Raw genomic sequence first — 13196 nt, forward strand, 5'->3', positions numbered from 1 at the left:
GCTATTTCTCGCCGGCTTGCAGCGCAAATTGTGCGGTGATGGTGTCCATGGAATTTAAGTGATCTATGAACCAGTTGGGCACCGTGACTTCGACGTAGTGGCGCACGGCGTCTAGGTCTTTGGCATCGAGCTTGTCTTTGAACTCTTGCAATTCAGCCAACACCCGGTCGTGTTCGCCCTTGTGCATGCCATAGGCAAAAAAGCCGATGCGTTCCATCAGCTCGTTTTCGCGCGCCAAGTGTTCTGCGGTGTGGGTGAACAGTTGCTCAAACAGGGCAGGCAGCTCTGCGTCGGAACAGCCGTGCAAGGCATTCATCACTTTGACGGCTTGTTCGTGGTCTTCGTCTTGAAAGCCTAAGCCGCGTTTGAGCTCGTCGCTCCAGGAAATGGTGGTCATGGTTGTCGTTTCTTTATCTTCGGGGTGATTGTTTATCAGCCTTGGCCGTGCCAGCGTTCAACCAAATCATGGTTTACGTCGGCGAGGTCCAAAACGCGCCCGACGTTGTGGCGCACCATGTCTTCGATGCTGTCGGGTCTGGCGTAAAACGCGGGCATGGGCGGCGCGATGTGGCAGCCGATGTCTATGGCTTGTGCCATCAGGCGCAGATGGCCTTTGTGCAGTGGGGTTTCGCGCACCATCAAGACCACCGGGCGGCGTTCTTTGAGGCACACATCGGCGGCGCGGATCATCAAGTTGTGGGAAAACGAATTTGCCACACCGGACAGGGTTTTGATCGAACACGGCGCAATGATCATGGCACGCGCCTTGAACGATCCGCTGGCGACTGCGGCACCAATGTCTTTGTTGGCGTAGGTTTCCACCGCCAATGTCTTCACGTCGTCCAGGCTCAAGTCCGTTTCGTAGTTCAAGGTGCGCACGCCGGCGTCCGTGATGATCAGGTGGGCCGGGATGTCTAAGGCCTTGCATGCCCGCAAGGTTTCCACGCCCAGCATGGCGCCGGTTGCGCCGCTGATACCAACGATGAGCGGGGATTGCGTGTCTGTCTGTGTCATGGCCGGATCATGACGCTTCACTGGCCCAGTGTCCAGTCTTGCGCAACGCTCTAGAGTGCGATAGCCATGAGGGAGAGGTAGTCTATATGCGCAGAGGGATTCTCGACGTCATGACCAGCTTTTTAATCGCCATTGTCGTCGCATACGTTGCGATTGCGGCGTACATGTACTTTGCGCAGCGCTCGATGATGTACTTCCCCAATGAGCCGCGTTCGCGCATCGCCGACACCTTAGTGCCGGAAATGAAAGAAGTCTTTTTTACCACCGAAGACGGCTTAGACCTGTTTGCTTGGTTGAAAGAGCCCAGCGATCCCACCAAGCCCACCATCGTTGTGTATCACGGCAACGCAGGCGCCATTGGCGATCGCGACCACAAGGCCCGGCGGTTCTTGGATGCAGGCTATGGCGTGATGTTGGCGGAATACCGCCGCTATAGCGAAAACCCCGGCGAATTGAGCGAGCAGGGGATTTACGCCGATGCCCGTGCGGCGATCGAATATCTGAAGGCCCAAGGCCTGTCCAACAGCCAAATTGTCGTTTACGGGGAATCCTTGGGCACCGGCGTGGCGACGAAGATGGCTGCGGAGTTTGAAAACAAGGGTGGCCCTTTGGCTGGCGTGGTGTTGGAAGCGCCGTTCACCTCCACGGTTGACGTGGCACAAGCCCGCTATCCCTTTCTGCCGGTGAGCGTGCTGATGAAAGACCGCTACGAAAGCATCGTGCGCATTGGTTCCATCTCTGCGCCATTGTTCATCGCCCACGGCGAATTGGACGCTGTTATTCGGTTCAAGTTTGCGCAGCGCCTGTTTGAGGCCGCCAACGAGCCCAAGCGCGGGTTTTGGGTGCCTGAGGCTGGACATGACGATCTTTATGAGTTCGGCGCAGGGGAGGCCATGATCGAATTCTTGGATGAGATGGCTGTGCGAAATTGATTGATCTTCGTATCACAAGATTTGGGTCTCAAAATTAAAGCTGGCACAACCCCCTGATTTTTTAGTATAATTTTAACTGTAAATCGACACGCCTTACAGAATGATAAGGTTTTCGTCGAGCCTAGAACAGGAAGCTCCCGGTCTTGAGCCCAGAAGGGGTTGGTCATGACCGAGGCTTTTTTGCGTTTAAGTTCTTGAGTTTTCAAGGGCTTAGAAGTGCGTTTTTAGCCGTGATTTCGGGCGCTTGTCGCGCGTGGGTTGTGGCTGTCGGACGGCTTCATTGGATCGCAAAATGGCCTTGGTGACTGCCGCTGGGATTGTGTAACGGCGCTGCTTTTCGTGGCGCGCGGACGATTGAGGACCGGTCATGGCACTTTCGGCCAGACCCATGAGTGCGCCTTCGGGGCCCAACATTGCCTCTGCCCATATGCCGGCAGGGGGACGCAATGTTGCGTCTGCGACCTATGGTGCCATCGAAGAAATCGCGCCCAAGGCCGAAGTCTACGCCGATCCCAATTATAATTTCCAAGGCTTCACGCAGTGGGGGCAGCCGTCTCAGCCCGAACTGCCCAAGCCGCCGTCCAACCCGACGTCCAACTTCGACACCAACTCGACCACGTTCTTGCATCTGTTGACCCAACACCAGCGCGACACTTCGCCGGGTGAACTGGGCAATGAAAAGCAACAGCCGGGCTATCACATGGTGGTGGACAAGGTGGCCAAGACCTATGAAGGCGTCGCGCACGTGATTTCCAACCCACCGCATCACTTGGGCTCGAAGTACTCTGCAACCCTCTGATTTTTAAATACAAATTATCGTGTGATCTTTGTCACAGCATCTCTGTGCGGGCTGTGGCATAATCTCTCTATGGCCTAATCAGGAGGTTTCAATGGTCGGCAATGTGTTGCAATCAGCAGTATCGGGGTTGAGCTTAAACGCTCAGCGCATCGGCGCGGCTGCGGACAACATCGCTAACGTTTCCACCAATGGCTACAAAGACACGCAGATCGCAGCCAGAACGGTTTCGGTCGCGCAAACCTCTACGGCATACGCGCCGGGTGGCGTTCAGGCCATTCCCCGCCAGCTTGCCGATGTCCAGGGGCTGTTGGCGCCAAGTGCGTCGAATACGGATATTGCCCTGTCCGGCAACGGCTTTTTTCCCGTCTCAGCGTCGTCGGATGGCTCCGGTGGTGTCCAGTTCACCCGTAACGGTTCGTTCGCACCGGATGCACAAGGCAATCTGGTCAACACCTCCGGGTTTTATTTGCTGGGCCAAGAGGACAGCTCCGAAAGCCTCAGTGCCATCAACGTGTCGCGCGTTGGCGGCGGTGACGGCTTTGGCGAGGTGCAAGGCGTCAACATCGCCCAAGACGGCGAAGTCACGGCCTTGTTTGAAAGCGGCGACCAAGTCAGCATTGCCACAATCCCCGTTGCGGTCTTCACCAATTCCTCAGGTTTGGCCGGGCAGACGGGCGGGGTGTTTCAAGAAACCGACTTTTCCGGTGCGCCAACTTACTTCACGGCTGGCAGTAACGGCGCAGGTGCTATTCAAAGCGGCGCGTTGGAGCTGTCCACCACCGACATCGGTACCGAATTCTCCAACATGCTGATGGCCAAAAACGCTTATAAGGCTTCGCTTTCGGTGATTAAGGTCGCTGACGAAATGTCCCAAGCGCTTTTGGACGAAACGGCTTGAGCGTTAACCTTTTTGTTCCCATCTTTTGATAAATTGTAGACCTTAAAAGTTCCGAATCCGGGTTCGAAAAGCATGACGTTCGCCGTTAAATCCACCTTAGATGTTGCGTTCTGGTTCGCCGACCAAGCCCTGAACGAAAACGAATATCTCCAGCCCATGAAGCTGCACCGCTTGCTGTATCTGTCGCAGGCGTTCTACGCCATGGCGTATGAAGGCAAAAAGCTCATGCCCGCCATTTTCGTGGCCGATGAACAAGGCCCGGTGGAGCCCACGGTCTATCACGCCTTTTCCCGCGGTCGCCCGGAAGTGGACGTGGAATTGTTCCTGCCGACGGACGTAGAAGTCTTCCTGTCTGGTATTTGGCGCCGATTCGGGCATCAAAAACCAGACCAATTGTCAAGGCTCATCAGCGGCAATCAGGCGTATTCCATTGCCTTGCGCAAGGGCAACCGCACGGAAATCCAGTTGGAAGCCATGGTGGCGGCCTTTAAAGCGCAGACGGAACAGAAAAAAGACTACCAAACGTCTCGCCAACTCAAAGACCTAGACGGCCAACGCGTCATGCGCACGCAAACGGGCGCACCTGTGAAGGTGAAGTCGTGGTCGCCTGGGTCGAAATAATCCCATAACTCACACAAATAGATGGCACTTTTTGCCTTCTATACTCGGTAAATATTGCTGTTTTGCAGCCTATATTGGATCAAATCCTTGCGTAAACGGCGGATTTCCTAGCCGTTGGATTTGGCATAAATATTGCTCGTCATCGTTGAATGTTATTTTTGTATGTCAATTCATAAGGAGCCCGTCATGACAACGATTGATCCCCCAGCGTCAGGGATTCGCATTGATCCGAACGTCCCAATATTGAGCATGAAAGACCTGATTGATGAGGCGCAAAGCTTTGAAAAGCTCATCACAGACTTAGGGGAAGGAGCTTCCGTTACCCTGCAAGGTCCGATGATCAAAATGACAGGCATGGAGAATTACTCCCCGCAGGCGATCATTGCCGCTATTCAGGCATCCGAAATGGGAGGGGAGGCGGGCGCAGCTATGTTTGCGACCTATCGTAAGACCCATCCTGAGGATTTTGACGGGAGCCGTACGTTTGACGTAATTCTTGCAGGGGCGGATCACCCTCAGAAAACGCCCCCGCCACAACGACATAAGAGCGCTTCTGACGGACAGAGCACTGATGACGCAAGCATAGTTCGTGAGGTGAGCCATGAGGGCTCTCTTTATGGGACCAGCCACGACGATTACTTGGAGGTTCTCCACAACGCACAATTATGGGGACTTGCTGGGAACGATGTGCTGATCGGCGGAGACAACAGCGAGCTGTTTGGTGGGGCAGGTGATGATGAGCTTCTCGCAAACCAGAGCAGTACACTCCATGGCGGTTCAGGAAACGATACATTGACGGGTGGCCATTGGAGCACTTTATACGGCGACAGCGGCGATGATGTCTTATTCGGCGGCCAAGGTTCAACGCTGCATGGAGGTTCAGGGGATGACACAATGACGGGTGGTCATTGGAGCACTTTAAACGGCGATAGCGGCGATGATGTCTTATTTGGCGGACAAGGTTCGACGTTGAATGGAGGTTCAGGGGATGACCACCTCACGGGACAGATGCGGGCCACTCTGGACGGGGGGGCTGGGGATGATCGCTTGGAAGGAAAGCGCCATACAACTGTTGAAGATAAACAAGGTAGTAATTTTGTTCGCGTGCAAGACCACTCAACGGTTGAAACCGGCGACGGTGACGATTGGATTGAAGCCTATGACCGGGTATTCGTTTATGCGGGTGATGGGGCGAACATGGTTCAGGCTAACGACTATGCCACGGTGTACACAGGAGATGGCGACGACAGTGTGACTGTTCAAAATGATGGCACTGTGTTCACAGGGGACGGAAATGACCGCATTACAGTTTGGGATGGCGCAACAATTTCTGCCGGAGCAGGTGATGATCAGATTTATCTAAAAGGTAAAGACGCGGTGGTTCATTTCAACGTCGGTGACGGCCATGACATTATTGCAGGGGGACGATGGGGGACCGCCTTGGCCCAGACCCATAGGATTTCCAGTGCCACCCTTTCCTTTGGCGAGGGCATAGAGGCTGAAGATTTGACATTCCAAGCGTCCGGGAACGATCTGACCATCGGTTTCAAGGATGCGAATGACAGCTTGGTGTTGCGTGATGTTCAGCGCCATGGCATTGCCTCAATGGCTTTCGCTGATGGTACGGTTTTAAGGTCCGAAGATATTTCAAATTTCATCGGCGAAGTCGATGCTTTCACCCCCAAAAGTGAAGTAATGCAAAACTGGTACAACGCCACCAAGGCTTATCAGGCCAGCAAAAATCAGAGCTCAGGATGATCGCTGTGAGGACGGGCCGTTAAGGCCATGTATAACGAAATGAGCCACCCAATCCCCGTCCAACCCGTAAACAAGTTCCAATTGAAAATGCGAAAGGCTTGGAGCGGTACGCGTTTGTGCGCGATGAGGGTGGGGGCGAAATAGAGGCCGAGGACCAGCGTTGTGGTGAGCGCGAAGTTGAGGAAGTCGAGCGCCGCACCCATAACTTATTTGTTCAGCATCAGCTTGAGGTCTTGGATTTCTTCGGCCTGCTTCATGACCATGTCTTCGAGGTCTTTGACGCGCAGGAACAAGGAGAACGCCTGCGGGATGCCCGCTTCGACGGCTTGTTGGAAAGCTTCGTCGGTTTTTTCCCCGGTGACGGCGCGCAAGTCCTTGTTGCGTTCTTCGGCCAGCATTTCGCGCGATTCATAGCCCCGGCCCCGCGCGCGGCCTTGGTCATCGATCAACCAGCCATAAAGGCTTTCGTTGTCGAGCTCAGCGCGGTGAATGATGCAGCCGCTGTCGTCCCACCACACAATGCGGGTCTCGGTTGGGTCATAGCCTTCGATTTCATCCGCAGTTTCCCAAGCGGTGTCAATCTGTTCAGGCGTGTAGGTTTCGAAGGTCATGCGAAGCTCCCAAGTTTCTTTGACCCTAAATAGGGTGGTTTGGGGGCAAATACCAGCCTCTTAGATGAACAAATACATCACCAGATAGACCAACAGCACCACGACCACCCAAAACACCATGATGCCTGCGGGTGTGGTGCGGGCCAGAACGCCGCGCGGATTGTGGTGGTGGGTGACCAGATCGATGGCGGCGTTGACCAAGTTGTCTTTCAGCCAAGCGAAGCCACTGATGATCTTGGACGTGGTTTCAGCCAAGCTGGCGGCGATATCTACGGCGAATTTGCGGTAAAACCAGTCAAAGTCCAGCGTGATGGTGAGCTTGCGCTTCATCAAGGGCAACAGCACGAAGAACGCCAAACCGGCAAACAGCAACAGCTGCAGCATCTCGTACGTGTGGGCGGGGGTGTAGGGCTCGTAGTCCGTCGGATACGGTAACAGCTCATAAAGCGGGCCGGGCTGCACGCCCAACCAGATGCACAGGAAGGAAAAGATCACCATTGCCAAGCGCATGTTCCACGGCGGGTCTTTCGGGCGCAGGCCATTATCTTTTTGGAAGAACACGAACCAGGGGAACTTGATGCCCGCGTGCAAGAACACGCCTGCGGAGGCGGCCATCAGGCAGAACCATACGATCATGTAACCTTCGTCATAGGACGCTTGGTTGGTCATGGATTTGGACACAAAGCCGCTGGTCCACGGGAAGGACGAAATTGCCAATGCACCGATAATGCCCGCGACTGTGGTCAGCGGCATGGTGCGGAACAAACCGCCCAGTTCGGTACACTTCCTCACGCCACCGGTCATGTACATGACCGAACCGGCGCTCATGAGCAGCAGGGCTTTGTAGATGATGTGGGTGAACGCGTGCGAAGCGGCGCCATTGATGGCCATCTCCGTGCCGATCCCAGCACCCACGACCATAAAGCCCACCTGGTTCACAATCGAATAGGACAAGATGCGCCGCATATCGTTTTCCAGCAGCGCATAGACGATGCCGTAGAAAATCATATAGACGCCGATCCAGATCAAAATCTCTTCGCCTGCAAAGCCCACCAGCAGCACGTAAACGGCGGTCTTGGTGGTGAAGGCCGACAGGAACACCGTGCCCGACCAACTGGCTTCGGGGTAGGCGTCGGGCAACCACGCGGACAGGGGCGGTGCACCGGTGTTGATCAGGAAGCCGATCAAAATCATCCAGGTGGCAAAACTGTTGGCGCCCATGAGGGTGAAGTCGATGGAGCCCGTGTCTTGGATATAAGCCACCACGCCCACCATCAGCACCACACCGCCGAACAGGTGTACCAGGGCATAACGCATGGCCGCGCGCCCAGACGACAAGGTTCCTGCGGACCACAACACAATGGTCGAGCCCACGGCCATCAGTTCCCAATACATGAACACGGTGATCAGATCACCTGCCAGCGCAACACCGATGGCGCTGCCCGCGTATGCAAAGGCCGCAACAAGTTCAATCACGCGGTTTTGGTTCAGGGCAAACAAACCGCCCGCAAAGGCCATAATGGCGAAGATGGTGGCGAAGATGCGCGACAGGTTCGAGCCTTCGACCAGCTCTAACTGATAGTCCAAGAAGTGCACAGTCATCTGCACGCCGTCACCAACCTGCCAGATGCAAGCCAGCGTCAACAGCGGCAAAACCAATATCAGAGCCGAGCGCGCCCAGCCCCAAACCATGGGCAGCAACAATGATCCGAGGATCAAGATGAAGGACGGGGAGATCAGCACATCACTGGTCATAATACGTGTCCTTCTTGCTTAAAAAGAGGCCCAAGAATTTCGCAAACAACACCATGGCGACACAGGTGATGAAGCCATACCAGGAATAAAACGCCAAAGTGCCTTCGATGCCGAACTTCGCGTGCGGGTGCGCCGTGGTGCCCAACCATGTGACAAAGGCGAGCAGGGCGATGCCCAACACCCACATCAAACGGATGGTCTTGCGCTTCACCAACCAGTGTTGCGGTGCGCCGACGGCGTCATAGTACTCGCCACCTTCTTGAAGGCGTGAGTCTGGCACGCCGGGCTCGGTCGCTTTTTTGGGTGCTTCGGTTTCGGGCGTATTGGGTTGCGGTGTATCGGTCATTTTACCAACCTCCCACAAGCGCGCGTCCCAGGGCCAAGGGCACATCTGGGAAGAAGAACAAAACGATGGTGCCCAAGGCCGTGAAGCTCAAAGCCAACACGATGGGCAGGGGGGCTTCGCCGTGGTTGTCGTATTTGGCGTAAGCGTCGTCTTCGGCGCGCGGTTTTTGCTCTTTGAAGAACGCGGCGTAAATGATGGGAAGAAAATAACCTGCGTTCAGCAAGGTGGAGGCAACAATCACCAACACGGCAAAGGCCTCACCCGTTTCCAATGCGCCCGATAAAATGAACCATTTGGATATGAAGCCTGCGGTTGGTGGGATGCCGATCATCGACAACGCGCCGATGCCAAAGGCGATCATAGTGAACGGCATGCGTTTGCCGATGCCGTCCAGCTGGCTGATCTCGGTCTTGTGTGCGGCGGTGTAGATGGAGCCTGCAGCAAAGAACAACGTGATCTTGCCAAACGCGTGTGCAGCAATGTGCATGGCGGCACCCGCCACCGAAATGGGGGCCAGGATTGCGGTTGCTAAAATGACGTAGCTCAGCTGCGACACGGTCGAATACGCCAAGCGGCGTTTGAGGTTGTCTTGGCGCAGCGCAATGATGCTTGCGGCAATGATGGTGAAGCCCGCCATGAACAACAGCCAATCGTCAGCCTTGGAGGTGGTCAGCAAATCCAAGCCAAAGATATAGACCACGACTTTCACAACGGAGAACACGCCCGCTTTCACGACAGCCACGGCATGCAACAGGGCCGACACCGGGGTTGGCGCGACCATCGCTGCCGGTAGCCAACGGTGAACGGGCATCAAGGCGGCTTTACCGATGCCATACATGTACAAAAAGACCAGGACGGCAAGTTCAGGTCCTTGGACTTTGCCCGCCAAGATGCCACCCTCGACGAAGTCCAACGTGCCGGTGAGGTTGTAGGTCCACAGCATGGCTAAGAACAAAAAGCCGATGCTTGTCGCCATCAAGATGCCCAGATACGTGCGGCCACCGCGAACGGCGTTTTCATTGCCCGCGTGCGTGACCAATGGATAGGTGGAGATGGTCATCACTTCGTAGAACAAGAACAGCGTCAACAAATTGCCCGCATAGGCGATGCCGACGGCAGCGGAAATGGCGATGGCAAAACAAACATAGAACCGTGTCTGGTTGCCTTCTTTATTGCCGCGCATGTAGCCGATGGAATAGACCGTGTTGACGATCCAAAGGCCGGAGGCGATCAGGGCAAACAGTTGGCCCAAAGGTTCGACCGTCATGGTGATGGCAAGACCTGGCAGCATTTCGAACAGATCGACGGACGGGCGCGCGCCTTCTAAAATTTCCGGCGTGAGGCTCGCGACGAGCACAAATTCAAGCACAGCCGTCGCCAGCGAAATGGTTTCGCGGATGTTGCGGTTGCGCTCTCCGGCAAAGGCAATTAACGCTGCACCGAACAAAGGCAATAGGACCGCCAGCTTGATGACTTGCGCTTCGGTGAGGAGACTGAAAATCATCACATGCCCCCCATCAAATGTTGCGCCGCCGTGTCGGCCAGCTGCAACGTGAAGGTCGCATCGGCACCGAAGTAAACCGCGATCAAAGCCAAGATCCAAGTGGGCACCAACATGGACATGGGCACCTCATGGGTCACTTGGACGTTGGGCTTGGCTAGGTAGGCGACTTCGAACACCCGCCAGACATAAATGACGGCCAAAAGGCTCGATAGCAAAATGAGCGCGGCCAACGGCCACATGTCGAGCTCCAGCGATGCAGAGATCAACTGCCACTTACTGATGAAGCCCGGCGTCAGCGGCACGCCGATGAGCCCCAGCCCCGCAATGACAAATGCCCCCATGGTCAGCGGCATTTTTTTGCCAATGCCTTTGAGGTCGTTCAGCGTCACAGACCCGGTTGCATAAATCACGGCACCTATGGCCATGAACGCAGCCCCTTTCATGAGCGCATGGTTGAACATGTGAATGATGCCGCCCGCGATGCCCGCTTCGGTGGCCAAGGCGATACCTAAAACGATGTAGCCGATCTGTGCCACGGAAGAATACGCCAACATGCGCTTGACGTTTTGCTGCCAGATGGCTGACAGGCTGGCCAAAAACATGGCGGCCAGTGCCATGGCGATCAGGACTTCTTGCAGCGGGAAGTTCGCGAACAAATCGACCCCGCCGAACGCCGTCAAAATGATGCGCAGCAACACGTATGCGGAAACCTTGGTTGCGGTCGCCGCCAAAAACGCCGTCACGGTCGAAGGTGCGAAGGTGTACGCGTTGGGCAACCACATGTGCAAAGGGAACAGGGCGAGCTTCAAGCTGACGCCCACGGTCAAGAACGCCAAGGCGGCGTGCACCGTGCGGGTGTCGACCACTGCGGGCATAATGGTGCTGAGATCGGCAATGTTGAGCGTGCCGGTCATCTGATACATCAAGCCCACACCAATGATGTAGAACGTCGCACCGATGGTGCCCATGATCAGGTAGCGAAACGCCGCCGTCAGCGCCCGGCGATCCCGGCCGAGAGAGATCAGCACGTAAGTCGAGAGCGAAGAAACTTCCAAGAAGACAAACAGGTTGAACGCATCACCCGTCACCGTAATGCCCAGCAAGCCACAAAGGCATAGCAACATCATGGTGTAGAACAAATAGATGCGGTCTTCGCGGATTTCTTTTTCGACGCTTTTCTTCGCATACGGCATGACCAACGCGCCAATACCGGCGACGATCAGCACAACAACGGCACCTACGGGGTCGAGCTTGTATTCAATCCCCCACGGCGCGTCCCAGCCGCCGATGCGGTAAACCACTTCGCCGAATTCAAGGACGCTCATCAACAGCTTGATGGAAATGCCGAACACGGCCCACGACACCAAGGTCGCCACGGACCAAGCCGCAGGGCCGTTGCGCAACAGGACGCAAACCGGAGCCGCCATCAGCGGCACCACGACCAACAAAATCAGCCACGGATCGGACATCACTTCAGCACCGCTCATGCGATGTCCTCCTCTTCGTGTTCAATGTCTTGGATTTCATCTTCTTCAACAGTGCCGTAGCTGTGTTGGATGCGCACCACCAACGCCAAAGCCAGCGCAGTCGTCGCCACACCCACCACAATGGCGGTGAGGATCAACACGTGGGGCAGCGGGTTGGAATAGACTTCGATCCCGTCTTTCAAAATCGGGGCGGAGCCACCGTCGATTTTGCCCATGGAAATGTAGAAGACAAACACGGCGACTTGGAAGATGTTCAGCCCGACGACCTTTTTCACCAAGTTGTGTTGCGCAATGACGATGTAAAAGCCTGACATCATCAAGGCAATTGCGACCCAATAATTTAAAAGTCCCAGCCAGTCTTGCAGTTGTGCCCAAGCCATCAGCGGTCCTCCTCTATCTTGAGAGGCGGAGCAGGGGCGTCGATATGCTTGCCTTTGCCGCGGCGGAACGGCAAGGCGTTGCGCGCGTGACCGGAGAAGGTATAGAAAATCGTGATCATTGCGCCAGCCACCGTCATGCCGACACCCAGTTCAACGACAAAAATGCCAATGTGCTGTGCGCCGTGCACGGTTTCGGCCAATACGTTGTAGGACAGGTACTCCCCACCCAATAGCATGGTGACGACACCCGTGCCGCCATAGACCAAAACGCCCGAGGCCAGCAAAGCGCGACTGAAACCAGCAGATATGACGCCGCGCGCCATATCAATGCCGAACACCAGCGCATAAAGAATAAACGCGACGGCAAAAATAACGCCGGCTTGGAACCCGCCACCCGGACCGAAGTCGCCGTGAAATTGAACATAGAGACCAAACAGCAAGATCAGTGGGATCAGCAGTTTGGCGATAACGCGCAGAAGGACCTTTTCGATCATCATGACGAAGTGTCCTCCGGCTGTTGCGCGTTTGAGGTTTCGTCTTTTTCATCGTCGCGACGGCGGCGGACTTTTTCTGAGGTCGGGCGCCAGCTTCCCTTTGACCGGCCAATGATGACCAACACACCAACGGCGGCGGTGAAGACCACGGCGGTTTCGCCCAACGTGTCATAGCCGCGATAGCTGGCCAGAACGGACGTCACGATGTTGGGCGGGCCGACTTCGTCGCCGGATTTTTCGACATAACGATTGCCGACGTGCTGATGGATCGGTGCGTTTATATCGCCGTAGCGCGGCATGTCAAACGTGCCGTAGACCAAGATGCCACCGGTCAGCAAAACCAAAACCAGAGCCATCAAAGGCGGCTTCTTGTGCGGTTTTTCGTGCTCGGTCGTTAAAGACAGCGTGCCCAGCATCAACACGGTGGAGATGCCCGCACCGACTGCGGCCTCGGTAAAGGCGACGTCGACGGCGTCCATCACAACGTAAAGAGCAGCGGCAAACAGGGAGTAAATCCCCGTCAGCATGACCACGGCGAACAGATTGCGCAGCTTTACCAGCCAAAGGGCGGTGACGGCCATGAACACCAACAAAGAG

General features: G+C 55.6%; 16 protein-coding genes. 5 read left to right on the plus strand and 11 right to left on the minus strand.

The annotated features are described in order from the left end of the window. Window position 1: 1 nt before the first annotated feature. Together V5T82_RS05920 and V5T82_RS05925 are read right to left on the minus strand one after the other, a co-directional pair. Window positions 2–397, minus strand: a complete 396-nt coding sequence (locus tag V5T82_RS05920; protein WP_332894690.1) for a bacteriohemerythrin — start codon at window positions 395–397, stop codon at window positions 2–4. Between the two features lie 35 nt (window positions 398–432). Continuing rightward, window positions 433–1014, minus strand: coding sequence for a UbiX family flavin prenyltransferase (locus V5T82_RS05925; RefSeq protein WP_332894691.1), 582 nt, complete (start codon window positions 1012–1014; stop codon window positions 433–435). Between the two features lie 110 nt (window positions 1015–1124). Here V5T82_RS05925 and V5T82_RS05930 point away from each other — a divergent pair, with 110 nt between their 5' ends. The 5 genes from V5T82_RS05930 (at window position 1125) to V5T82_RS05950 (ending at window position 6022) form a co-directional block, all read left to right on the plus strand. Continuing rightward, window positions 1125–1946, plus strand: coding sequence for an alpha/beta hydrolase (locus V5T82_RS05930; protein WP_332894692.1), 822 nt, complete (start codon window positions 1125–1127; stop codon window positions 1944–1946). Window positions 1947–2313: 367 nt separating this feature from the next. Beyond that, entirely contained in the window at window positions 2314–2745 is a 432-nt protein-coding gene (locus V5T82_RS05935; protein ID WP_332894693.1) for a hypothetical protein, read from the plus strand. Between the two features lie 91 nt (window positions 2746–2836). Continuing rightward, entirely contained in the window at window positions 2837–3643 is an 807-nt protein-coding gene (locus tag V5T82_RS05940) for a flagellar hook basal-body protein (protein ID WP_332894694.1), read from the plus strand. 72 nt (window positions 3644–3715) lie between these two features. Further along, window positions 3716–4264, plus strand: a complete 549-nt coding sequence (locus tag V5T82_RS05945; protein ID WP_332894695.1) for a Panacea domain-containing protein — start codon at window positions 3716–3718, stop codon at window positions 4262–4264. Window positions 4265–4450: 186 nt separating this feature from the next. Then, complete coding sequence (locus V5T82_RS05950) at window positions 4451–6022, plus strand: calcium-binding protein (protein WP_332894696.1); 1572 nt, start codon at window positions 4451–4453, stop codon at window positions 6020–6022. Here the strand turns inward: V5T82_RS05950 and V5T82_RS05955 are convergent. From V5T82_RS05955 to V5T82_RS05995, 9 genes are read right to left on the minus strand one after another with little or no spacing between them, the layout of a single operon-like run. Then, on the minus strand, window positions 6007–6225 hold the full coding sequence (locus tag V5T82_RS05955; protein ID WP_332894697.1) for a superinfection immunity protein: 219 nt from the start codon (window positions 6223–6225) through the stop codon (window positions 6007–6009). The two genes, V5T82_RS05950 and V5T82_RS05955, sit on opposite strands and share 16 nt — an antisense overlap. Window positions 6226–6228: 3 nt before the next feature. Beyond that, window positions 6229–6633, minus strand: a complete 405-nt coding sequence (locus V5T82_RS05960) for a hypothetical protein (protein ID WP_332894698.1) — start codon at window positions 6631–6633, stop codon at window positions 6229–6231. Window positions 6634–6693: 60 nt separating this feature from the next. Continuing rightward, window positions 6694–8388, minus strand: a complete 1695-nt coding sequence (locus tag V5T82_RS05965; RefSeq protein ID WP_332894699.1) for a Na(+)/H(+) antiporter subunit D — start codon at window positions 8386–8388, stop codon at window positions 6694–6696. Further along, window positions 8378–8734, minus strand: coding sequence for a hypothetical protein (locus tag V5T82_RS05970; RefSeq protein WP_332894700.1), 357 nt, complete (start codon window positions 8732–8734; stop codon window positions 8378–8380). Before V5T82_RS05970 ends, V5T82_RS05965 begins: the two co-directional genes overlap by 11 nt. Before the next feature lies 1 nt (window position 8735). Then, window positions 8736–10238, minus strand: a complete 1503-nt coding sequence (locus V5T82_RS05975) for a monovalent cation/H+ antiporter subunit D family protein (RefSeq protein WP_332894701.1) — start codon at window positions 10236–10238, stop codon at window positions 8736–8738. After that, window positions 10238–11725 carry a monovalent cation/H+ antiporter subunit D family protein gene (locus V5T82_RS05980; protein WP_332894702.1) on the minus strand — a complete coding sequence of 496 codons (1488 nt, stop codon included), beginning with the start codon at window positions 11723–11725 and terminating at the stop codon, window positions 10238–10240. Before V5T82_RS05980 ends, V5T82_RS05975 begins: the two co-directional genes overlap by 1 nt. After that, window positions 11722–12105 (minus strand): cation:proton antiporter subunit C, encoded by a 384-nt coding sequence (locus V5T82_RS05985; RefSeq protein WP_332894703.1) that lies wholly within the window; start codon window positions 12103–12105, stop codon window positions 11722–11724. Before V5T82_RS05985 ends, V5T82_RS05980 begins: the two co-directional genes overlap by 4 nt. Next, a complete protein-coding gene (locus V5T82_RS05990; protein ID WP_332894704.1) occupies window positions 12105–12602 on the minus strand; it encodes a Na(+)/H(+) antiporter subunit B in 498 nt (165 codons plus the stop codon). The genes V5T82_RS05985 and V5T82_RS05990 overlap by 1 nt, the downstream gene beginning before the upstream one ends. Continuing rightward, window positions 12599–13180 carry a DUF4040 domain-containing protein gene (locus V5T82_RS05995; protein ID WP_332894705.1) on the minus strand — a complete coding sequence of 194 codons (582 nt, stop codon included), beginning with the start codon at window positions 13178–13180 and terminating at the stop codon, window positions 12599–12601. Before V5T82_RS05995 ends, V5T82_RS05990 begins: the two co-directional genes overlap by 4 nt. Between the last annotated feature and the right edge of the window lie 16 nt (window positions 13181–13196).

This window comes from Magnetovibrio sp. PR-2 (assembly GCF_036689815.1).
Classification (GTDB): Bacteria; Pseudomonadota; Alphaproteobacteria; order Rhodospirillales; family Magnetovibrionaceae; genus Magnetovibrio.

Bases quoted from the DNA above. Each gene is read 5' to 3' on its own strand.
- V5T82_RS05980 (WP_332894702.1), bottom strand. From the start codon at position 11,725: ATGAGCGGTGCTGAAGTGATGTCCGATCCGTGGCTGATTTTGTTGGTC.
- V5T82_RS05935 (WP_332894693.1), top strand. From the start codon at position 2,314: ATGGCACTTTCGGCCAGACCCATGAGTGCGCCTTCGGGGCCCAACATT.
- V5T82_RS05945 (WP_332894695.1), top strand. From the start codon at position 3,716: ATGACGTTCGCCGTTAAATCCACCTTAGATGTTGCGTTCTGGTTCGCC.
- V5T82_RS05985 (WP_332894703.1), bottom strand. From the start codon at position 12,105: ATGGCTTGGGCACAACTGCAAGACTGGCTGGGACTTTTAAATTATTGG.
- V5T82_RS05955 (WP_332894697.1), bottom strand. From the start codon at position 6,225: ATGGGTGCGGCGCTCGACTTCCTCAACTTCGCGCTCACCACAACGCTG.
- V5T82_RS05995 (WP_332894705.1), bottom strand. From the start codon at position 13,180: ATGGCCGTCACCGCCCTTTGGCTGGTAAAGCTGCGCAATCTGTTCGCC.
- V5T82_RS05925 (WP_332894691.1), bottom strand. From the start codon at position 1,014: ATGACACAGACAGACACGCAATCCCCGCTCATCGTTGGTATCAGCGGC.
- V5T82_RS05950 (WP_332894696.1), top strand. From the start codon at position 4,451: ATGACAACGATTGATCCCCCAGCGTCAGGGATTCGCATTGATCCGAAC.
- V5T82_RS05940 (WP_332894694.1), top strand. From the start codon at position 2,837: ATGGTCGGCAATGTGTTGCAATCAGCAGTATCGGGGTTGAGCTTAAAC.
- V5T82_RS05920 (WP_332894690.1), bottom strand. From the start codon at position 397: ATGACCACCATTTCCTGGAGCGACGAGCTCAAACGCGGCTTAGGCTTT.
- V5T82_RS05960 (WP_332894698.1), bottom strand. From the start codon at position 6,633: ATGACCTTCGAAACCTACACGCCTGAACAGATTGACACCGCTTGGGAA.
- V5T82_RS05975 (WP_332894701.1), bottom strand. From the start codon at position 10,238: ATGATTTTCAGTCTCCTCACCGAAGCGCAAGTCATCAAGCTGGCGGTC.
- V5T82_RS05970 (WP_332894700.1), bottom strand. From the start codon at position 8,734: ATGACCGATACACCGCAACCCAATACGCCCGAAACCGAAGCACCCAAA.
- V5T82_RS05990 (WP_332894704.1), bottom strand. From the start codon at position 12,602: ATGATGATCGAAAAGGTCCTTCTGCGCGTTATCGCCAAACTGCTGATC.
- V5T82_RS05930 (WP_332894692.1), top strand. From the start codon at position 1,125: ATGACCAGCTTTTTAATCGCCATTGTCGTCGCATACGTTGCGATTGCG.
- V5T82_RS05965 (WP_332894699.1), bottom strand. From the start codon at position 8,388: ATGACCAGTGATGTGCTGATCTCCCCGTCCTTCATCTTGATCCTCGGA.